This window comes from Microbulbifer flavimaris (assembly GCF_001641755.2).
GTDB classification, from domain to species: domain Bacteria; phylum Pseudomonadota; class Gammaproteobacteria; order Pseudomonadales; family Cellvibrionaceae; genus Microbulbifer; species Microbulbifer flavimaris.
Genome location: NZ_LRFG02000003.1, coordinates 158,788 through 178,996, shown reverse-complemented (window position 1 = coordinate 178,996; position 20,209 = coordinate 158,788). Strand labels below are relative to the sequence as shown.

Sequence of the window (20,209 nt, the reverse complement as noted above, 5' to 3'; positions counted from 1 at the left end):
CCCCCGACTTTGGGCTCTATTATCGATACGCGTATTCAACCGTAACCGTTCTTTAGCTCGCGGCTTTCGCGAGTGCGATTATGGGATGCATACTGCTTCCAGCTTTTGACAAGGAGAAAAAAGATGTCAAAAGGGCACAGCTTACAAGACCCTTACCTCAATGTTCTGCGCAAAGAGCGCATCCCAGTTTCCATCTACCTGGTGAACGGTATCAAGCTTCAGGGGCAAATCGAATCCTTCGACCAGTTTGTTGTATTGTTGAAAAACACCGTAAGCCAGATGGTTTACAAGCACGCGATTTCCACTGTGGTCCCATCCCGTGCGGTGCGGGTTCCGCTGCTGAACCCGGCGGCCCAGCAGGGCGCTGAGGGTCACGGCGAGGGCGGTGAGCGGGAAACTTTCGGCTGAGCCGACTCCGAACCCCGTCCTTGAGCGGCGCTGTCGTCGCCGCTCTATTATTTGCAGCGCCCCGGCATGCCGGGGCGCCTGCCATTTGGCTGGTACGAAAGGCGATTCAAAAGCCAAGTGCCGAGGCCGAGCGCCCGCCGCGGCAGCGTGTCTCCCGAAAGATACTCGCCCCGTTATGAGCCCCTTAAAGAGAGTTACCCTTGTTTTTTGAACGACCGAAATCCGGAGAGCTGGCTGTGCTGGTGCACCTGGATCTGTCCGCTATCGACAGCCCGGAGGACCCCCGGGAGTTCGAGGAGCTGGCCCTTTCTGCCGGTGCCGATCCGGTGACCTTTATCTTTGGCCAGCGGGCAACCCCCGACCCCAAGACCTTTGTGGGGCGCGGCAAACTGGAGGAAATCCAGGCCGCAGTTCGGGAGCACGACGCGCAGCTGGTAATTTTCGATCACATTCTCTCGCCCAGTCAGGAGCGCAATATCGAGCGGGAGTTGAAGTGTCGGGTGCTGGATCGGACCGGCCTGATCCTCGACATTTTCGCTCAGCGGGCCCGAACCCATGAGGGCAAGCTGCAGGTCGAGCTGGCCCAGCTGCGCCATATGTCCACGCGCCTGGTGCGGGGCTGGACGCACCTGGAGCGGCAGAAGGGCGGTATTGGCCTGCGCGGTCCCGGTGAAACCCAGCTCGAGACCGACCGGCGACTGCTGCGCGCGCGTATCGACTCGATTGAGAAGCGCCTGGAGAAGGTGCGGCGCCAGCGCGAGCAGGGCCGGCGGGCCCGCTCGCGGGCGGAAGTCGCCACGGTATCCCTGGTGGGATATACCAACGCGGGCAAGTCCACCTTGTTCAATCGCCTGACGGATGCCGGTGTCTACGTGAAGGACCAGCTGTTCGCCACGCTGGATCCGACCATGCGCCGCGTGGAGCTGCCCAATGTCGGGGCCATGATTCTGGCCGACACGGTAGGATTCGTCTCCCACCTGCCGCACCGGCTGGTTGAGGCGTTTCGTGCCACCCTAGAGGAGGCCAGCAATGCCTCGCTGCTTTTGCATGTGGTCGATGCAGCGGCCGAGGACCGCCTGACCCTGATGGAAGAGGTACAGGAAGTCCTCACGGAAATCGGCGCGGGGGAGCTTCCCCAGCTGCTGGTCTACAACAAGATCGACCTGTTGCAGGATCGTGAGCCCGGGATCGACCGCGATGAGCACGGCATGCCGCGTGCGGTCTGGCTTTCGGCAGTGACAGGAGAGGGCTGTGACCTTCTGGTGGAGGCCATTGCCGAGCGACTCGGGGAGGAGATGGTCAGCGGTCATCTCGTAGTGGCGCCCGAGCAGGGCCGGTTGCGTGCCCAGTTGCATGAGATCAATGCGGTCCGCGACGAGCGCTACCTGGATGACGGCGCTTGCGAGCTGGCGCTGACATTGCCCCGTGGCGATCTGGAGCGTCTGCTGGCGCCGTACAAAGAGAGCGCGACGTCGCCGCTCTGGCAGCCTGACTCTGCGGCGGATGCCGGCTGAGCAGGTTGCACGGCGGCAATTCGGTGCCGAAGGGTGCTAGAATCTCGCCGTATATAAGGTTAATGAACTGAGTTGGAGTATTTCGATGGCCTGGAACGAGCCGGGTGGTAATAACAAAGATCCCTGGGGTGGAGGTGGCGGTAACCGCAACGACGGCCCGCCGGATCTCGACGAGCTGCTGCGCAAACTGCAGCAGAAGCTGAATGGACTGTTCGGAGGGGGCTCCTCATCCTCCGGTCCTGAATCCGGCGGCAAGTTTCCCTGGGTGCCGGCGCTGATCGTTGTCGCGGTGCTCTATGGTCTCTGGGGCTTCTACCAAGTGGATGCCAACGAGTCCGCCGTCGTGTTGCGTCTGGGTGAATACCATTCCACCGAGGGTGCGGGCCTGCACTGGAATCCGCCCATCATCGACCACGTAACCAAGGTCAACGTGACCGAGGTGCGGACCGAGCGCACCACCGGCCAGATGCTGACCGAGGATGCCAATATCGTTGAGGTAGTACTGACGGTGCAGTGGCATATCGATGATGCCGAGTCCTTCGTGCTGCGTGTGCGCGATCCGCTCAAGAGCCTGCAGGAGGCAACTGACAGCGCACTGCGCCACGTGGTGGGTTCCGCCTCCCTGAATGGCGTGATCTCCCAGAGCCGTACCCAGGTTTCCGCGGATACCCAGGAACGCCTGCAGGAGTACCTGAATCTCTACCAGACCGGTATCCAAATTGATGTGGTCAACCTGACCGACGCCAAGGCGCCCCGCGAAGTACAGGATGCCTTCGATGACGTCACCAAGGCCCGCGAGGACGAAGTGCGCTTCAAGAACGAGGCCCAGGCCTACGCCAACCAGGTGATCCCGGTGGCTCGCGGTCGCGCCCAGCGGATTCTTGAGGAGGCCGAGGCCTACAAGACCCAGGTAGTAGAGCTGGCCCGAGGTGAAACCGTCCGCTTCGAGAAGCTGCTGCAGGAATACCAGCAGGCACCGGAAGTGACTCGCGAGCGTCTGTACCTGGACACGGTACAGGAAGTGATGAGCAACACCTCCAAGGTGATGGTGGATGTCGAGGGCGGCAACAACATGATGTACCTGCCCCTGGACAAGATCGCCGAGCGCAGCGGGGATAGCACCAGCAAACGCGGTGACAAAACCTCCTCCGCCATGATCGAGGAAGTCTCCCAGCGCGTGATCGAACGTCTGCGCAGCGAGGCCAACAATAATCGCCGCGGCGGCAACATTCGCTAGGAGGTAGGACGTGAACAACAGAACGCTAGTCATTATTGCCGCTCTGCTGGTCGCCTTACTGGCGGTTTCAAGCAGCGCGTTTGTGATCAAGGAAACCGAGAAGGCGGTTCTGCTCCGCTTCGGTGAAGTGGTCCGCGCGGATTACACCCCCGGCCTCTACTTCAAGATTCCGCTGGTGCATCAGCTGCGTCGTTTCGACGCGCGTATCCAGACTGTGGACTCCAGCCCGGTGCGGATGCTGAACGCGGAAAACAAGTTCATGATGGTGGACTCCTACGCGAAGTACCGCATCCTTGACGTGAAGCGCCATTACGTCGCGACCCGCGGTGATGAACGCAATGCGGTGCGCCTGCTGTCGGAGCAGATCAACGACCGGCTGCGGAACCAGTTCGGTGTGCGCGACCTGCACGAGGTTGTCAGTGGTGAGCGCGATGAGCTGATGGCGGAGATCACCAAGAACCTGAACGAGGTGGCCAAGACCAACCTGGGTGTGGAAGTGATCGATGTCCGCGTCAAGCGCATCGACCTGCCGCCGGAGGTATCCGAGTCGGTATTCCAGCGCATGCGCGCCGGACGGGAGCTGGAGGCGCGGGATCACCGGGCCAAGGGTGAGGAAGCCGCCGAGCGTATCCGCGCCAATGCCGACCGCCAGGTGGTGGAGATCGAATCCGAGGCCTATCGCGAGGCCGAGGAGTTGCGCGGTGCCGGTGATGCCGAGGCGACCTCCATCTACGCTGCAGCTTTCAGCAAGGACCCGGAGTTCTATCGCTTTACCCGCAGCCTCAAGGCTTACAAGGAGTCTTTCAACGACCGCGCCGATATGCTGTTGATCGAGCCGGACAGTGAGTTCTTCCGCTACCTGAAAGACGCAGAGGGCAATCAGTAACAAATGCCCCAGTGGGGGCGGCAGCACGCCCCCCTACCGTCCCGCCGGGACTTGGTGGTAAACTCACGCAAACCGGGCGTCGCCCGGTTTTTTCGTGTGTGGGACCCGGCTTTAAGCGGCATTGCCGGTTCCGGTCCCTCCTGGGTGGAGGGGGTTTCGAGGCCCCTCCCTGTACCGTCGCGAATGTCCTGAGCCATCATTAGCCATGACCCAAGCCGATCGCTGGATGTTGCCGGAAGGCATCGCCGAGATTCTCCCCGCGGATGCCAAGAGCATCGAAACCCTGCGCAGACGACTGCTGGACCTGTACCACAGCTGGGGCTACGAACTGGTCATTCCCCCGATGGTGGAATTCACCGATTCCCTGTTGATCGGCATGGGGCGTGATATCGACCTCAGCACTTTCAAGGTGACCGATCAGCTTTCCGGCCGCACTCTGGGTATTCGCGCCGATATCACGCCGCAGGCGGCGCGTATCGATGCGCACAGTTTCCCCCGCGCCGGCGCCAACCGGCTCTGTTACGCCGGCCAGGTGCTGCATACCCGCCCGCGCAGTGTGCATGGCTCCCGCGCGCCGATACAGATTGGCGCCGAGCTGTATGGTGTCGATAGCCTGGCTGCGGATATCGAAGTGATCTCCCTGATGCTGGAGACCCTGCAAGCCGCCGGCATCGACCGCATTCACCTGGATCTCGGCCATGTGGCCATCTACCGCAGTCTCGCCGAGGCCGCAGGTCTGGATGCCGAGCGTCGCGAAGCGTTGTTCGCGCTGCTGCAGAGCAAGGCCGCTGCAGATATCCACCGCTGGGTTGCCGACAATGTCGATGATTCCCGTTGCGCACAGTGGTTGCGGGCTCTGCCGGATCTGGCGGGGGGCAGCGATTGCCTGGCAAGGGCGCAAGAGGTCTTTGCCAATGCGCCGCCGGCGCTGGAGGCGGCGTTGGCCGACCTGCAGCACTGTGCCGATGCGCTGGCCCGCCGCTATCCGGAGGTCGAGCTGTTTTTCGACCTGAGTGAAGTGCGCGGCTACGACTATGAGACCGGACTGGTGTTTGCAGCCTATACGCCGGGTCATGGCCAGGCGCTGGCCAACGGTGGTCGCTATAACGGTATTGGCTCGGTGTTCGGTCGCGAGCGTCCGGCCACGGGATTCAGTACCGACTTGGTGGCACTGAACCAGCTCGGCAAGGGCTTCTGGCAGGAGGGCGCTGCTATCCTCGCTCCAGAGAGCGATGACCATACCCTCTGGCAGGCGGTGGAAAAGCTGCGCCGCGAGGGTGAGGTGGTGATCACCGCGTTACCTGACGGCGCCGAGGGTGAGGTGCGTGCCCGTTGTGATCGGGAGCTGGTGCAGCGGGGCGATGACTGGCTGGTGCAACCCCGCAATTGACGCTTCGGTCTATGATTTTGGGATTCGCGGGGCGAGCACTGTTTGTCCCGGGCCGCTCGATGGGCGTGGCCGTCGCGATTTCCCCCGCCCATCTTGAGAGACGCGAGCGCGGTCGCACCGCATTCGCAACCTGGGCCTGCTGCCATCCGGTCCGGAATGGCACGGGACAGTCCTTCGGGAATTTACGATTCAGAGATTTACGCAATGGGCAAGAATGTAGTGGTGCTCGGAACCCAGTGGGGTGACGAGGGCAAGGGCAAGATCGTCGACCTGCTGACCGAGAAAGTTTCGCTGGTGGTGCGCTTCCAGGGCGGACACAACGCGGGTCATACCCTGGTAATCGACGGGGAAAAGACCGTCCTGCACCTGATTCCCTCCGGTATCCTGCGCCCGAGCGTCACCTGCCTGATCGGCAACGGCGTGGTGCTTTCTCCGGAAGCACTACTGAAAGAGATGGGCGAGTTGGAAGCGAAAAGTGTACCGGTGCGCAAGCGCCTGCGCCTGTCCCCCGCCTGCCCGCTGATCCTGCCGGTCCACGTGGCCCTGGACCAGGCGCGGGAAAAAGCCCGTGGTGAAAAGGCCATCGGCACCACTGGCCGCGGCATCGGTCCGGCGTACGAGGACAAGGTGGCCCGTCGCGGCCTGCGCCTCGGCGACCTGTGCAACTGGGACAGCTTCTGTGCCCAGTTAAAAGAGCTGCTGGAATACCACAACTTTGCCCTGACCCAGTACTACAAGGTGGACCCGGTCAGCTACGAGGACATGGTGGCCCAGGCCAGAGAGTGGCGCGATGAGCTGGTGCCGATGATCACCGATGTGGCCGACGCATTGCACCAGGCCCGTGAGCGCGGTGAGCATATCCTGTTCGAGGGTGCCCAGGGCTCCCTGCTGGATATCGACCACGGCACCTATCCGTTCGTGACCTCCTCCAACACCACCGCGGGCGGTACCGCCACCGGTTCCGGTTTCGGGCCGCTGTACCTGGATTACGTGCTGGGCATCACCAAGGCCTATACCACCCGGGTCGGTGGTGGTCCTTTCCCCACTGAGCTGGGCTGTGACGTAGGCCGGCACCTGGGTGAAAAAGGCCATGAGTTCGGCGCCACCACCGGTCGCCAGCGCCGCACCGGCTGGTTCGACGCCGTGGCCGTGCGCCACGCCATTCGCATCAACAGCATCTCCGGCCTGTGCCTGACCAAGCTGGACGTGCTGGATGGCCTCGAAGAGGTGAAGATCTGTGTGGGCTACCGCAACCGCGATGGCGAGGAAGTGCCTGTGCCTTTCGATGCTGCCGGCTGGGAGGGCGTGGAGCCGGTCTACGAGTCCATGCCCGGCTGGAGCGACACTACCTTCGGCGTGCGTCGCGAGGCAGACCTGCCGCAGGCGGCACGGGACTATATCGCCCGGATCGAGGAGCTGGTGGGTGCCCCTATCGATATCATCTCCACCGGCCCGGACCGCAACGAGACCATCGTGCGTGAGTCCTCCGCCCTGTGCGAAATGGGCATCCACAACCCCAGTCTCTGATTCAAACCGCCAGACCCCGGCCGGGCGCCCGCCCGGCCGGCTCCGTGAACCGCAAGTCGGTTATGCACCTTGCGCCGGCAGCCCCGGCAGACGATGATTGAACTCAAATTAAGCAGTTGGTCACATTTATGTGGCAGTCTGCCAGTCATCGCCGGACGGGGGACTTATGTCGACCAGTACTGATGCTACCCATCACTCTCGCTACAGTGTTGCCGAGGAGATCGCCAACAGCGTCACCCATGGAATCGGCGCGGTGCTCGCCATTGCCGGGCTCGGGGTGCTGTGCGCCTTCGCCGCGCTGCGGGGCGACGCCTGGCATATTGTCAGCTGTGCCATCTACGCCGGCACCCTGATTCTGTGTTTCGGCGCCTCGGCGCTGTATCACAGCGCCATCGATCCCCGTGCCAAGCAGATCCTGCGCACGGTGGACCACTCCTCCATTTTCCTGCTGATCGCCGGCAGTTACACGCCTTTCACCCTGGTGACGCTGCGGGATTCGGCCTTCTCGCTGGGTTCCTGGGGCTGGTGGCTGTTTGGCATCATCTGGGCGCTGGCGGTAATGGGCCTGCTGATCCAGTTCACGCCGCTGAAAAAATACCGCGCGCTGTCGATCACCATGAGCGCCCTGATGGGCTGGGTCGTGGTGGCGGCCACCAAGCCGCTACTTGAGACCCTCGCGCCGGGCGGCCTGATCCTGCTGCTTCTGGGCGGGCTGTGTTATACGGGTGGTATCGTCTTTTATCTCTGGCGCAGCCTGCCTTACCACCATGCCATCTGGCACGTCTTCGTGCTCGCCGGTGCTATCCTGCACTACTTCGCGGTGCTGCTGTACGTCATTCCCTGACCGGTCCCGGGCGCTATTTGCGCCCTGTCACAGCATCGTCGATTGGACTTTCGGTTTTGCCATACTCGCTCTACCCTTGAGCGAGCGTGTCACCCCTAAGGAGTCCCCATGTACAGGCTGTCCGGCTTTCGCTTCCTGATTTTGTCCTTCCTGCTCATTTTTACTTTCCCTGTCAGCGCTGCCGACGAGGGATTCCAGCAGTGGGTAAAGGACTTCCGTAAAACGGCACTCGCCAATGGTATTTCGCCGGAGGTGTTTGACCGCGCATTTGCCGGTATCGAGTCCCCGGACCAGTGGGTACTGGACAAGGCCAGCTACCAGCCGGAATTCAAGGCTCCGGTATGGCAGTACTTTGACAACCGCGTGCAGCAGCGGGCGATTCGCATGGGGCGCGCCAAAAAGGAAGAGTTGCAACCCTGGCTGGACAAGATTGAACAGCGCTTTGGCGTTAACCCCAATATTCTCCTGGCCATCTGGTCCATCGAGTCGAGCTTCGGCGCCATCCTGGACAACCAGAAGGTGATCCGCAGCGTGGTGCGCTCGCTGGCCACCCTGGCCTATGCCGATCCAAAGCGCAGCAAGTTCGGGCGTCAGCAGCTGCTGGCAGCGTTGAAAATCCTCGAGAGCGGCGATGTCGATGAGAAGCACCTGGTAGGTTCCTGGGCCGGCGCCATGGGGCACACGCAATTTATCCCCACCAGCTACCAGGCTTATGCGGTGGATATCGATGGCGACGGCAAGCGTGATATCTGGAATTCCGTGCCGGATGCGCTGGCGACAGCGGCGAGTCTGTTATCCAAGAATGGCTGGCGTAGCGGCGAAACCTGGGGCTATGAGGTCACCATTCCCGAGCGGAAACTACCGGCCGGGAAACTCACTCTGCGGGAATGGGAAAAGCTCGGTGTGAAACGCGTGAATGGTAAAGCATTCCCGCGCCCGGACGACAAGGCCGAGCTCAAACTACCCGCAGGTCGCGGCGGACCGGCCTTCCTGATGCTGAAGAATTTCTTCGTGCTGAAGCGCTACAACAATTCCGACCGTTACGCGACCGCGGTGGGTCTGCTCGCCGACCAGATCGGCGGTGGCAAAGGACTGGTTCAGGACTGGCCGCGTCCCTTTACGCCAATCGATAGCACTGAGGTCGAGGAGCTGCAGAAGCTGCTGAAAGAGCGCGGCCTGTACGAGGGTGAAATCGACGGCAAGGCCGGATCCGGGACCCGTAAGGGCATCCAGCAGTTCGAGAAGAGTATCGGTGTGGAAGTTCAGGGCTTCCCCAGCAAGGAAGTCCTGGAGGAGCTGCGGAAAAACCGGTGATTTGCTTTCTCTCCCGGTCAGTCCTGCCCCGATGCTAACTGGTATCGGGGCAGGAGGGCACTTCAGAAGTTTTCATCCGGCAGCAGGCTGTCCTGCAGTAGCCCCAGGTTTTCCGCAACTTCATGGGGTTCGTGGAAGTAGGCGATGTGAAACATGGCATCGCCTTCCTGCACCAGGGGAAGATTCTGGCGCCCAATAACGATGCCATCTGCATTGCAGGGTACCCGGTCGATCTCCTCACCGAATAGATCGGAAATCGTGGCCAGCACCTCACCCTTCAGCACATGGTCTCCCAGATCTTTGCGGTAGTTGACGATGCCACTGCCAGTGGCGCGTAACCAACCACTGCGCCGGGCCACATAGGGCTCGATATTCTCCTTTTTCTTCACTCGCGGTAGCATTTCCAGGTGGCGCATGACATTCAGGATGCCCTTGTAACCCACGCGCACGCAGAACTCGTCAAACCGCAGCGCTTCGCCGGCCTCATAAAGCAGAATCTGCACGCCCAGGTCTGCGGCCGCCTGGCGCAGGGAGCCGTCGCGCAGGGTGCTGTTCAGCAGCACCGGCACGCCAAAAGCTCGGGCCATATCACGGGTGGGCTGATCGTCGAGGTTGGCCCGGATTTGCGGCAGGTTGCTGCGGTGAATGGCACCGGTATGCAGGTCAATGCCGTAGTCGCACTTGGAGACAATCTCTTCAAGGAATACGTGGGCCATGCGCGCGGCCAGTGAACCCTTGTCTGAGCCGGGGAAGGAGCGATTCAGGTCGCGGCGATCCGGCAGGTAGCGGGACTGCTCCAGTACGCCGTACACATTGACTACCGGTACGGCGATGAGTGTGCCCCGCAGGTTCTTGAGGCTGCGACTGCCGATAAGCCGGCTGATGATTTCGATTCCGTTCAATTCATCGCCGTGGATGGCGGCACAGACAAACATGGTCGGACCCGACTTTTTGCCACGCTTTACATAAACCGGGATCGCCATATCAGTGCCGGTATATAGCCGGACAATTGGCAGCTCAATGCGCCGGATTTCCCCGCGGGCGATCTCAACGCCGCCTATCGAAAACTTCTCTGTCATCTCTCGCTTCCTGGCTGCTTCAGGCACTCATTGTAGGTGCAAAGGGGGTCAATAATCAGCACGCAGTGGCAGGGCGGCAACTGCAGCCCTAGCGAGCATGTGCAGCATGGCTAGAGCTCTATACTGTGTTTTCATACCACTTGCGCACCTTTTTGCTGTCACTGCTCACGACTCGATCCGGCCGACGCGACTCCTCTGGTCAGCAGTGGCTGAACCGAGTATCGGAGCCACCGGGATGGTCGGGCAAACCCTGCCCACCGCTGATGCCTGCACGGTCCCGGCGGCGTGTAGCCCCGGGTCTCCACCACCAGAGGCTGATACTAATGGAAAACCCTCGGCAATCCTCATCTGATGCAGCGCGCCAGACTGAGCCGCCCGGTAAAACCAAACACCTGATGGATATCCCGGTGTTCGTTATCAGCGGCGGTTTGTTGTTGGCGTTTGCACTGCTTTCCGTTTATGACCTGGAGCTTGTCGCCAGCGTCGTTGACCGCGCATTTGCCGTCTCCACCCGATTGTTCGGCGCCTACTGGCAAGTCCTGTTATTGCTTACATTCTTTATCGGTCTGGTGCTGGCGCTGGGACGAACCGGCCGGGTGCGGTTGGGAGGGGTCAGTGAGCCGGAGATGTCCACGTTCCGCTGGACGGCCATCATCATGTGCACACTGCTTGCCGGCGGCGGTGTTTTCTGGGCGGCGGCGGAGCCCATTGCCCATTTTGTCTCGCCGCCTCCGATTTTTGCCGTAGACAGCACGGGCACGCTGGCGGCAGCGCACAATGCCCTGGCCCAGAGTTTCATGCACTGGGGTTTCCTGGCTTGGGCCATACTGGGTAGCCTGGCCGGTATCGTATTTATGTACCTGCACTATGAAGTCGGGTTGCCACTAAAGCCCAGAACACTGCTCTATCCAGTGTTTGGTCGCCGGGCGCTCAGTGGTCCCCTGGCGGTTTTGACAGATGCTGCCTGTGTCATCGCGGTGGTGGCGGGCACCGTGGGGCCGATCGGGTTTCTGGGCCTGCAAGTCAGTTTTGGGCTGGAGGAATTGTTCGGCATCCCCGACACCTACACAACCCAGCTTTTCATTCTGCTCGGCTTGATCACCATTTACACCATCTCATCGGTCACCGGCGTCACACGGGGTATCCAGATACTGAGCCGCTTCAATGTGGTGCTCGCAGTGCTGCTGATGTCGGTCATCTTCCTGTTTGGCCCCACTGCGTTTCTTGTCGACAGCTTTGTGCATTCGCTCGGAACCTATATTGACAAGTTCATTCCGATGGCGACTTTCCGTGAGGATACCGCCTGGCTCGATGGCTGGACGATTTTCTTCTGGGGCTGGTTTCTCGGTTATGCCCCTCTGATGGCCATGTTTGTGGCCCGTATTTCACGGGGCAGGACGATACGGCAAGTGGTGCTGCTGATTTCCCTGCTTGCCCCGGTCATCACCTGCGTCTGGTTTACGATCGTTGGCGGTACAGGCCTCTACTACGAATTGCAGACACCGGGGGTAATTTCAGTACCCTTTGAAGGGTTCGACCTGCCGGCTGCATTGCTGGCGATGACCGGAAGCCTGCCTGCGGGATTCCTGATGTCGCTGCTATTTCTTGTTCTGACAACGGTGTTTGTGGCGACAACCGGAGACTCCATGACCTATGCAGTCTCCATGGTGATGACCGGGCACGATCATCCACACACGGGTGTACGGATATTCTGGGGCGTGATGATGGGGGTGATGGCGGCGATACTGATCAGCATTGGAGAAGGCGGTGTCAGCGCCCTGCAATCCTTTATCGTGGTGACGGCAGTGCCGGTGTCCCTGATTATCTTGCCTACGTTATGGCATGCACCGCGTATTGCCAATCTGATGTTGAGAGAGCAGGGCCTGAACCAGTAACGGAGGACAGGACTTATCGAGCACCCGTCTTTGCCCAGAAAGAAGGCAGGGTGGGCTATTTGCTAAATAGAAAAAAATCATCCAATAGCAAGCAGAGCAGGCAGTAGCAGGGCCAGGCTGCGACAGCAGTCAGCCGTCCATGTTAGGGTGAGCACCGTGGCGCAATGATTCTGAAGCTGCGTAGGGGGGATATTGATGGCCGATAGCGATTCCGGTTTCGTGATGCCGCCGATCCGCGAAAACGAATCCGGTGCGTGTCGCAGGGTGGGTTTTGAGCTGGAGTTTTCCGGCGTCGACCTGGACAGCACAGCAAAAGCCCTGCAGGCGGCGATGGGTGGCGAAGTGGCGGAATTGTCCGCTGCCCAGCGGGCCGTAGAGGTCGAGGGTGCAGGAGAGTTCCGGATTGAGCTGGACTGGGACTTTCTGCTGCGCACTGCCGGTAAAAGCCAGGGCGAGGACTGGGTCGAGCTCCTCAGCAAGACGGCTGCGGTGCTGGTGCCAACGGAGGTGGTCTGCCCACCCCTGCCGCTTTCCAGGCTCGACGAGCTGATACCGCTGATGACGGAATTGAGGGATGCGGGCGCGATCGGCACTGAGGAGACCCTGTTAGCCGCCTATGGAGTGCACATCAATACGGAGTTGCCACGCCAGAATGCTACGACCATCGATGCATACCTGCGCGCTTTCTCCCTGTTGCAGTGGTGGCTGGTGGAGGCGCATAAGGTCAATCCGGCCCGTCGTGTCAGCCCCTATATTGATCTGTACCCCGAACTCTATGTGCGCCAGTTGATCTTGCGGGAAGGGGCTTCCATGGACGCCCTTTTCAGTGACTACCTGCAGCACAATGCCACGCGCAACCGCGCGCTGGATATGCTGCCGATCCTGGCTGAAATCGACCGGGAGCGGGTGCTGCGTGCCATCGACGACCCGAAAATAAAGCCGCGCCCCGCTTTCCACTATCGGCTGCCGAACTGCCAGATCGAAAAACCCGAGTGGTCGTTGAGCGGCGAGTGGAATCTCTGGTGCGTGGTGGAAGAACTCGCCTATCGTCCGGATGAGCTCGATGACCTGGGGCGGCGCTTTATGGACGCCAGTTCGGGCTTGTTGGGGCTGAATCGAGCTGAATGGCAAAAAACAGTAGATATATGGCTGAAAGACCGCGGATTGGTGTAACCGGTAATGGCCGCCGCTGGTCGCCCAGCTGGTGGTGCACCGCGATCGCGTTGCGTCTGGCAGGGGCGATACCGGAACGAATCAGTGTGCGCCATCCGCCGAGCGGGCGACCGCTGCAGGGAATTATTATCGGCGGTGGCGACGATATCGGCACCGAGCACTACGACAGTGACCTGCGCGCCAAAGTAAAGTCAGATCCCGCGCGGGATCAACTGGAGATCGCCTGGATCGAGCAAGCATTGCGTAACGGCCTGCCCCTGCTCGGTATCTGTCGCGGTGCCCAGCTGATTAATGTTGTAAGGGGTGGCAACCTGCATGTAGACATTCGCAAGATGCGCCGGCGGACCTACAATCGGCCGGGGCTGCTGCCTACCAAGCAGGTATTCCTGGTTGCGGGGTCAAACCTCGCCGGGATCTGCAAACGGCAAAAGCTGCGGGTAAACAGTCTGCACCATCAGGCGATCAACCGACTGGGCAGGGACCTGCAGCTGGTAGGGCGGGATCTGGATGACTTCACCCAGGCGGTGGAGGACGACAACGGCCAGCCTATTATCGGCGTCCAGTGGCATCCGGAATATCTGTTCTATTTGCCGGCGCATTTTGCCTTGTTTCGCTGGCTGGTGCGGGAGAGCCGGTGATCATCGAACTGTTGATTCTTTTTTCCTCGGCCTTTCTCGCCGCCACCATCCTGCCGTTTTATTCGGAAGTGATCCTGTTCGCCTTGTTGCGGGAAGGCGGCGACCCGGTGTTACTGGTTGTCGTGGCTACAATCGGCAATACACTGGGCGCTGTGGTTAATTGGTTTCTCGGCCGTTATCTGCTGCACTTCCAGGACCGGCGCTGGTTCTATTTCTCTAAAGAACAGATCGCTCGGGCGCAGGAATGGTTCCAGCGCTACGGCTTCTGGAGCCTGTTGCTGGCCTGGATGCCGGTGGGAGGTGATGCGCTGACCCTGATCGCGGGCATCATGCGAGTCAACATCTGGCTGTTCGTCATCCTGGTGGGGATCGGAAAGTGTCTGCGGTATATCTCCGTGGTATTTCTACAGGACTGGTCGGCCATCTAGAATCGCAGAACCCTGGCCGCCAATCGCCATTTCATCCCTTCAGGAATTGATAACAAAAACATATCGAAAAATTATCCTGCCAGTCGCTTTCTACGACCTGCGTCGTCATTTCCTCCACCCGAATCAAAACTGAACGCAGGCTGCGTCACTTTATCTGTAATTGCTCGCAAAATGATCAGCCGCTAATACACTCATCATTGCCCGGCTCCTCTCTAGCAGTTGGAGTCGGTCAAGTGCCTCAGTCAGATGATCGCAAATAGATGTGTATTAGTCAGAGGATTCTCTGTCTCGTTTATAGGATCAGCTTTTCTGGTACAGCGCTTCGGAAACGGCGCGAGAGTGAACGTGACCGACGCAGGAGGCCTGTCGCGCGATACTCCGAGAGGTTTGTTTGTAAAGGAGAAACTGACCCATGAAGAAATTTTTTGCCCTTGGCGCAGCTGCCGCAATGATTGCCGCGGGAAGCGCGCACGCTGGGAACAGCGTCGATATTCCCCTGCAAGGGGAGCTCTGCAAGACCTGCGACGTCACCGCATTCGTCAATGGTCCCTTCGATGACCTGGATATGACCACCACGAACACCCAGGGAGCCGAGTCGCTGAGTCCTATCTGTAACTATGGCGGCACGCTGACAGTGACATTCACGTCCGCTAACGGGGGCTTCCTGGTGAGCGGCCCCAACAAGGTGGGATATACGCTGGAGGTCAGCGGCGGACTGCTTGGGCCGACGCAGCTGACCGGACCAACGCCGGTCAACAACTGGCCCGCAGTGGCGAATGCGGTACAGACGCGCAGTCTCAGTGTAGCCTTGCAGAATCCGGCGACGGTTGCCGGCATCTACTCCGATACGATCACGGCGTCGGTGACACCCAACTAGACGATGGCTGAATAAAAAGCTCAATAGAAAGGAATGGGCGCCCGGCAAACACCGGGCGCCCAATGAAACGGATAAGGATAATTCCTATGCTGCGGAAAATGGGCGGCCTGCTCGCGGGGCTTCTCCTATCCACGCTGTTTGTACAAAGCGCTCAGGCCTTCACTCTTGACCCCACCGTGACTGTGCTGCGGTTACCGGCCGATATTACCGGCGAAACCCTGATCATGAGGAATCCCCGTAACGTCGACCTTCCCGTTGTATTCGAGATTTTTGAACGGCAGATTAATGAGGATGGCACTGAAGTCACAACGCCAGCAGACGATAATTTTGTCATTTTCCCGCCACAGGCTGTAGTGCCTGCTGGCAAAACCCAGGCATTGCGGATTCAGTGGGTGGGCGGCGCATTGGCAGAGTCGCGCTCTTTTACCCTCTATGCCAAAGAGCTCCCGCTGAGCCTGAGCGGGATACGGCAATCCGGAGTGCAGACCATCCTGCGCATTGGGGCTTCAATTCACGTCACTAACGAGGGTTTCGTATCAAAACCTGAGCTGGCCAGCTACAGGCCAGTTCGGGATGGCGTAATCGTATCGATCAAGAACTCAGGGAATGAGTTTATTTACATCGATATGCTGAGAATGAAATTTGGCCGCAATGAGATCGGCCAGCTGGACCTGGCGAATGCAGCAGGGCGAACCCTGATTACCCCCGGTGCCACCAGGACATTCAAAGTGGGTGGAGTACAGGGAGCCCCGCAACTTATTTCTGAAGACTGATGACAATATCAGCGCGCCTGCTGCCGGTTTCTCTTCTTATTCTCTTCGCGGGAATCTCCCACGCTGTTGCCCAGTCAGTGACACCAACGCGACTGGAGATCGACATAGAGCAGTCGCCCCGTGCAGTGCTGACGCTCTCCTCCACCAAGGCTGTTGACGTGGCGCTGGAGTTGAATGTCATGGAATATCGTCACATGCCTGAAAAGGCGCATGAACGAGCAGAGATTCCACTGACGGTGTCACCGCCGCAGATATTGTTGCAACCGGGAGAGACTCGGCAGGTGCTGGTAAGCTGGAAAGGCCGTCAAAAACCACCGGAAAGTGTCTCCTACTACCTGAGAGTCGATGAGCTGCCGCTGGCGGTGGGTCGGCGGGAAAACGAAGCCGAGATACGCCTGCTGATGTCTCTGCGCCTACCTGTGCACATCGACACAGGGGGTGACACGGCAATGGATTTCCACCCGCCACAGGTTGATGGCAGCGCATCTCTGGAGCTGGTCAATACCGGTCCCAAGTACGCATTGCTCTCCAACTATGCCATCACTGTCGGCAGCGCTGATGGGCCGGTGGTCTTTGACGGTCTTCAAATTGCGCGACTGCTGAACCGTGATGCTATTTTGCCGGGGCAAACAGTATCGATCCCCCTGCGCTTGATCGGCCTGGAGGACGCCAGCATCCAGGGCGCCCGCCTGGTGAAGAAGGAGTGACGGCGGTGTCTATATGTCGCTTACTGCTAGTGATCCTGCTTGCGGGTGGCTACATCCTGCCTGTGAATGCGGCCGCCACGCAGCAAAAGCAGGAGCCTGTCACAGCTCAGGGTACACAACCGAACGTTATTTATATCAATTTGCCGGCCTCAATCGATGGAACCATCGTTGGTAGCCTGAATGCCGGAGTCACGGGAACGGCGCTGTACAGCATCGACAAGCAAAGCTGGACCGACTTTGCCACGGGTCATTTCAATGCCGATGTGATAGAGAGAATCGCCGCATCTGCTGATGAGCAGGCGATTCCTGTCGATGCATTTATTGAAGAATTTATTGATATCTTTTTTGATCCGGCGACGCTTGAAATAAAGATTGAGCTGGCCGATTCACGCAGGCAGACCCAGGAGCTGTCACTGCGCCCAAATATTGTCGATTACGACAACCTGTCCGGCTATGACCTGCCGGAGCGCTCCGCCTATCTGAATGTCAATGTGCAGGAGGAGTATCGCTGGGATGACTCCCTGGAAGACGACCAGCGAAGAGCGACACTGCTTAACGTGGACGGCGCAGTGCAGTTATTTGGCAATCCCCGTGTGGTACTGGAGGGTGGCGCCTATCAGGACTCAGCATTCGGCAGCAGTGCTGATTGGCAGCGCACGGAGGTTCGTTTGCTCCACGATGATGTGGAGCGGGCGGTACGGTATTCCATGGGGGATATTTTCTATCGCGGGACGGAGTTTCAGGTAGCGCCACCGCTGCTGGGCTTCTCGATCGAAAGGGCATATTCCGACATTCAGCCACTGAAGAATATTACGCCCACAGGGTCGCGCAGCTTTACTGTCAACCAACGCTCCATTGTGGAGGTCTATATCAATGGTTTGTTTCAGAATGCGTTGCGCTTGCCTCCGGGACGCTATGACCTCAATGACTTTGCAGTGAATGCCGGCGTCAATGAGGTCGCCCTGCTGATCACCGACCCATCTGGCGACCAGAGAAGGATCGAATTTTCACTCTTTTCCGATCCAACCCTGTTGAAAAAGGGGGTTTCCGAGTTTTCCTTCAACGCCGGTTACCAGCGCGGCCTGGGTGATGGCATCGGTATCGAGTATGACTACGATGCGCCGGCTTTTTCCAGTTTTTATCGTTACGGGTTAACCGACTACCTGACTCTGGGGGCCAGTTACCAGGCCTCCGAAATCCAGCAGATCAGTGGCGCCGAGCTATCTGTCATTACGCCAGCGGGGATACTGGCGGGCAATGTCAGTAGCAGTCATCTGGAAGGTATTGGTCGTGGAAATGCGTCTTCGCTGCGCTGGTCTTACGACTTCTTGATCGGCAGTAGCCGTCCCCACGAGCTGGACCTGGTGGCCGTTGCACGGGATGAACAGTACACGTATCTCGGGCAGCTGACCCCAAGTACCCAGTACAAAACGGAACTACGTGCCCGCTACTCAGCCCCGGGACCTTTTGGCAGCTATCTGACTGCCAGTGCCCGTCACGCCGAGACGATCTTCGAAGAGGATCCTCGAGAAGAGGTATACAGCTTTGATATTACTCGACGCTTTGGCCCTTTCAATTTGTCGCTGCGGCTGGAGCAGGAAGTCACGGAGTCAGAGGAAGTACGCGGTTTGATTCGTATTTCCGCACCGCTGGGCCAGCGTCAGCTGGCAACCGCTCAGTGGGACAGCTTCGATGATATTGGCGAGCTGACGTTTGGACGTTTCTCTGATGGCACTGTGGGTGATTTGTCCGGCGGGTTAGCCCTGCGGTCTGATATCGATGGATACCAGGGAGACCTGGGTGCCCTGTACCTGGGTAACCGTTTCCAGCTGGGGCTGGATCACCGCTATACCGAATTCGCTGACGCGGACCAACCGGCGGCGCAGTTCAGCACGGTGCGGCTGGGGAGCAGTCTGGCCTATGCCGATGGCACCGTGGGTATGGGGCGCCCGATCAATGATTCCTTCATCATGGTCAGACGGCATGAGACGCTCGATGGTAGCCGTATTCTGGTGGACGAGCGACAGGATGGCCATGTCGCAATTGCCGATAATTTTGGCCCGGCCGTGGTACCCACCGTCAACAGTTATGTTTTGCGCCGGATTCGCTGGGAGCCGGAAAGTCCGCCCTACGGCTATGACATGGGCAATATCGAGGGCAATGCCTTTCCCTACTATCGCTCCGGTGTCGCCTATACCGCGGGTTCCGAAGCCTCCATCACTGTGATCGGCGAGGTTCTGGATAGTCGCGGTGATGCCGTCGGTATGAAGGTCGGCCGGATCACAGCCGCGGATGAGCGCGAATTTGAGCCGGTGACCACGTTCACCAACGGCCGTGGCCGATTTGTGGCGCAGGGACTGTCGCCCGGCAAGTACCGGATTGTATTCCCCGATCGGCAAGGTCTCAGCGTATTGTTCACCATCGAGGAGGGGGCGGCTGGCATTGTCGAGCTGGGTGTAATCAAGGAGCGGATTTCACTATGAGAAGGGGCTGGCTGCTATTGTGTTGCTTCCTCCTGTTGCCGGTGGGCGTCCGGGCACAAGCTGACGATCCAGAAAGTGAAAGCTGTTCTGTCACTTCACTTTCTCTGGAGGGTGCAGTGGGGCTGGTCTATTACCCCTTTGCAAACAGGGATGGAATCAATCCTCTGCGATTGACGATCGGCGCCCAGGGACGCTGTCGTTTCGGTGTTGCACTGCTGCCTGCATCAGGTGCGCAACTGCGCGGTCCGGGTCAGCCGCTGAACCTGAGCTTCCGGGACCGGGGCGACCGGGTGATACCCATGAATGGCAGTGAGCAGCGCTGGTTGCAATTCGAGCCGGTTGCGAGGGGCTACACCCTGGACCTCGCTGTGAAATTACCGGTTGGCCAGGCGCGCAGGATTGGCGACTACGGCAATACGTTTGTCCTGCGGGTATTTGCCAATGGCCAGTGGGTGCGGGATCTCGATTTCCGCCTTTCCGCACGGGTAGCACCACAGGCTGACCTGCAATTGGCCGGCAATGCACAGAGCCAGCTGGGCAGGTCTGCGGGCATGAACTTTGGTGAGCTGGAGGAGGGGGAGACTCTGTCTGCGATGTTGGCGGTGCGCGCAAATGGTGCCTACAACCTGGCGGTGGCGTCCGAAAACAATGGCCAGCTGCAGCATGTGTCTCTCAAGGGGGAGAACACGGCTGTGCCCTACCGGGCCTGGCTGGACGGCCAGCAGTTGTCCCTTCAGCGGGGCAAGGACAGTCGCAGTTTTTCTGCACCGGAAAATGGTCGGCGCTTGAGGAATATCAGCGTGCAAATTGGTGAAACAAAAGGGCGTATGGCGGGGCAGTATCGCGATACCTTGCGGGTGACAGTTACGCTATTGGAGTAATCAATTGAATGTGACTCTCTATCGGGTGTCATTACTTTTTTAAGAACCGGCCCTTTGTGGTCGGTTTTTTATTGCCCCTCGTTTTGTCGCACCGTGTTTAGCACGGTAGCAACATGCTCTGGTATTTCTCAGGCGGTACGATTGTGCAGTCCGAT

The 20,209-nt window shown here is 59.4% G+C and carries 18 protein-coding genes; 17 read left to right on the top strand and 1 reads right to left on the bottom strand.

The window, feature by feature from the left end; genetic code table 11:
• The first annotated feature begins 123 nt into the window (after positions 1 to 123).
• From hfq to AWR36_RS09925, 8 genes are all read left to right on the top strand, one after another.
• Positions 124 to 408 carry an RNA chaperone Hfq gene (hfq, locus tag AWR36_RS09960; protein WP_067084342.1) on the top strand — a complete coding sequence of 95 codons (285 nt, stop codon included), beginning with the start codon at positions 124 to 126 and terminating at the stop codon, positions 406 to 408.
• A 200-nt stretch (positions 409 to 608) separates the two neighbouring features.
• Positions 609 to 1,922 carry a ribosome rescue GTPase HflX gene (hflX, locus tag AWR36_RS09955; RefSeq protein WP_067084340.1) on the top strand — a complete coding sequence of 438 codons (1,314 nt, stop codon included), beginning with the start codon at positions 609 to 611 and terminating at the stop codon, positions 1,920 to 1,922.
• A gap of 85 nt (positions 1,923 to 2,007) precedes the next feature.
• The gene (gene hflK, locus AWR36_RS09950; RefSeq protein ID WP_067084338.1) at positions 2,008 to 3,159 is read left to right on the top strand and encodes an FtsH protease activity modulator HflK; all 1,152 of its coding nucleotides are present in this window, start codon (positions 2,008 to 2,010) and stop codon (positions 3,157 to 3,159) included.
• A 10-nt stretch (positions 3,160 to 3,169) separates the two neighbouring features.
• Positions 3,170 to 4,045, top strand: a complete 876-nt coding sequence (gene hflC / locus AWR36_RS09945; protein ID WP_067084337.1) for a protease modulator HflC — start codon at positions 3,170 to 3,172, stop codon at positions 4,043 to 4,045.
• A 205-nt stretch (positions 4,046 to 4,250) separates the two neighbouring features.
• Positions 4,251 to 5,435: an ATP phosphoribosyltransferase regulatory subunit gene (locus AWR36_RS09940; protein WP_067084335.1), complete on the top strand. Its 1,185-nt coding sequence runs from the start codon at positions 4,251 to 4,253 to the stop codon at positions 5,433 to 5,435.
• A gap of 204 nt (positions 5,436 to 5,639) precedes the next feature.
• Entirely contained in the window at positions 5,640 to 6,962 is a 1,323-nt protein-coding gene (locus AWR36_RS09935) for an adenylosuccinate synthase (protein ID WP_067084334.1), read from the top strand.
• A gap of 166 nt (positions 6,963 to 7,128) precedes the next feature.
• Positions 7,129 to 7,806: a PAQR family membrane homeostasis protein TrhA gene (trhA, locus tag AWR36_RS09930; protein WP_067084332.1), complete on the top strand. Its 678-nt coding sequence runs from the start codon at positions 7,129 to 7,131 to the stop codon at positions 7,804 to 7,806.
• A 108-nt stretch (positions 7,807 to 7,914) separates the two neighbouring features.
• Positions 7,915 to 9,120, top strand: coding sequence for a lytic murein transglycosylase (locus tag AWR36_RS09925; protein ID WP_067084330.1), 1,206 nt, complete (start codon positions 7,915 to 7,917; stop codon positions 9,118 to 9,120).
• Between the two features lie 62 nt (positions 9,121 to 9,182).
• On the opposite strand, the gene AWR36_RS09920 is transcribed toward AWR36_RS09925, so the two are convergent.
• Entirely contained in the window at positions 9,183 to 10,199 is a 1,017-nt protein-coding gene (locus AWR36_RS09920; protein WP_067084327.1) for a succinylglutamate desuccinylase/aspartoacylase family protein, read from the bottom strand.
• A 323-nt stretch (positions 10,200 to 10,522) separates the two neighbouring features.
• On the opposite strand from AWR36_RS09920, the gene AWR36_RS09915 reads away from it, so the two are divergent.
• The 9 genes from AWR36_RS09915 (at position 10,523) to AWR36_RS09875 (ending at position 20,054) form a co-directional block, all read left to right on the top strand.
• A complete protein-coding gene (locus tag AWR36_RS09915) occupies positions 10,523 to 12,094 on the top strand; it encodes a BCCT family transporter (protein WP_082679525.1) in 1,572 nt (523 codons plus the stop codon).
• Between the two features lie 195 nt (positions 12,095 to 12,289).
• On the top strand, positions 12,290 to 13,267 hold the full coding sequence (locus tag AWR36_RS09910; protein WP_067104642.1) for an amidoligase family protein: 978 nt from the start codon (positions 12,290 to 12,292) through the stop codon (positions 13,265 to 13,267).
• A complete protein-coding gene (locus tag AWR36_RS09905; RefSeq protein ID WP_067084325.1) occupies positions 13,240 to 13,905 on the top strand; it encodes a gamma-glutamyl-gamma-aminobutyrate hydrolase family protein in 666 nt (221 codons plus the stop codon). Before AWR36_RS09910 ends, AWR36_RS09905 begins: the two co-directional genes overlap by 28 nt.
• Positions 13,902 to 14,333 carry a YqaA family protein gene (locus tag AWR36_RS09900; RefSeq protein WP_231745299.1) on the top strand — a complete coding sequence of 144 codons (432 nt, stop codon included), beginning with the start codon at positions 13,902 to 13,904 and terminating at the stop codon, positions 14,331 to 14,333. Before AWR36_RS09905 ends, AWR36_RS09900 begins: the two co-directional genes overlap by 4 nt.
• Before the next feature lie 412 nt (positions 14,334 to 14,745).
• Complete coding sequence (locus AWR36_RS09895) at positions 14,746 to 15,210, top strand: hypothetical protein (protein WP_067084323.1); 465 nt, start codon at positions 14,746 to 14,748, stop codon at positions 15,208 to 15,210.
• An 86-nt stretch (positions 15,211 to 15,296) separates the two neighbouring features.
• Entirely contained in the window at positions 15,297 to 15,983 is a 687-nt protein-coding gene (locus AWR36_RS09890) for a fimbria/pilus periplasmic chaperone (RefSeq protein ID WP_067084320.1), read from the top strand.
• Positions 15,983 to 16,690, top strand: coding sequence for a fimbrial biogenesis chaperone (locus AWR36_RS09885; protein ID WP_082679524.1), 708 nt, complete (start codon positions 15,983 to 15,985; stop codon positions 16,688 to 16,690). Before AWR36_RS09890 ends, AWR36_RS09885 begins: the two co-directional genes overlap by 1 nt.
• Before the next feature lie 5 nt (positions 16,691 to 16,695).
• Positions 16,696 to 19,173 (top strand): fimbria/pilus outer membrane usher protein, encoded by a 2,478-nt coding sequence (locus AWR36_RS09880; protein WP_141398512.1) that lies wholly within the window; start codon positions 16,696 to 16,698, stop codon positions 19,171 to 19,173.
• Positions 19,170 to 20,054, top strand: coding sequence for a hypothetical protein (locus tag AWR36_RS09875; protein ID WP_141398511.1), 885 nt, complete (start codon positions 19,170 to 19,172; stop codon positions 20,052 to 20,054). The genes AWR36_RS09880 and AWR36_RS09875 overlap by 4 nt, the downstream gene beginning before the upstream one ends.
• Positions 20,055 to 20,209 lie beyond the last annotated feature (155 nt).

What these genes read in the sequence shown, in the direction of transcription:
- hfq (WP_067084342.1), top strand. Translation starts at nt 124, where the DNA reads ATGTCAAAAGGGCACAGCTTACAAGACCCTTACCTCAATGTTCTGCGC.
- hflK (WP_067084338.1), top strand. Translation starts at nt 2,008, where the DNA reads ATGGCCTGGAACGAGCCGGGTGGTAATAACAAAGATCCCTGGGGTGGA.
- AWR36_RS09940 (WP_067084335.1), top strand. Translation starts at nt 4,251, where the DNA reads ATGACCCAAGCCGATCGCTGGATGTTGCCGGAAGGCATCGCCGAGATT.
- AWR36_RS09935 (WP_067084334.1), top strand. Translation starts at nt 5,640, where the DNA reads ATGGGCAAGAATGTAGTGGTGCTCGGAACCCAGTGGGGTGACGAGGGC.
- trhA (WP_067084332.1), top strand. Translation starts at nt 7,129, where the DNA reads ATGTCGACCAGTACTGATGCTACCCATCACTCTCGCTACAGTGTTGCC.
- AWR36_RS09925 (WP_067084330.1), top strand. Translation starts at nt 7,915, where the DNA reads ATGTACAGGCTGTCCGGCTTTCGCTTCCTGATTTTGTCCTTCCTGCTC.
- AWR36_RS09920 (WP_067084327.1), bottom strand. Translation starts at nt 10,199, where the DNA reads ATGACAGAGAAGTTTTCGATAGGCGGCGTTGAGATCGCCCGCGGGGAA.
- AWR36_RS09915 (WP_082679525.1), top strand. Translation starts at nt 10,523, where the DNA reads ATGGAAAACCCTCGGCAATCCTCATCTGATGCAGCGCGCCAGACTGAG.
- AWR36_RS09910 (WP_067104642.1), top strand. Translation starts at nt 12,290, where the DNA reads ATGGCCGATAGCGATTCCGGTTTCGTGATGCCGCCGATCCGCGAAAAC.
- AWR36_RS09905 (WP_067084325.1), top strand. Translation starts at nt 13,240, where the DNA reads ATGGCTGAAAGACCGCGGATTGGTGTAACCGGTAATGGCCGCCGCTGG.
- AWR36_RS09895 (WP_067084323.1), top strand. Translation starts at nt 14,746, where the DNA reads ATGAAGAAATTTTTTGCCCTTGGCGCAGCTGCCGCAATGATTGCCGCG.
- AWR36_RS09890 (WP_067084320.1), top strand. Translation starts at nt 15,297, where the DNA reads ATGCTGCGGAAAATGGGCGGCCTGCTCGCGGGGCTTCTCCTATCCACG.
- AWR36_RS09885 (WP_082679524.1), top strand. Translation starts at nt 15,983, where the DNA reads ATGACAATATCAGCGCGCCTGCTGCCGGTTTCTCTTCTTATTCTCTTC.
- AWR36_RS09875 (WP_141398511.1), top strand. Translation starts at nt 19,170, where the DNA reads ATGAGAAGGGGCTGGCTGCTATTGTGTTGCTTCCTCCTGTTGCCGGTG.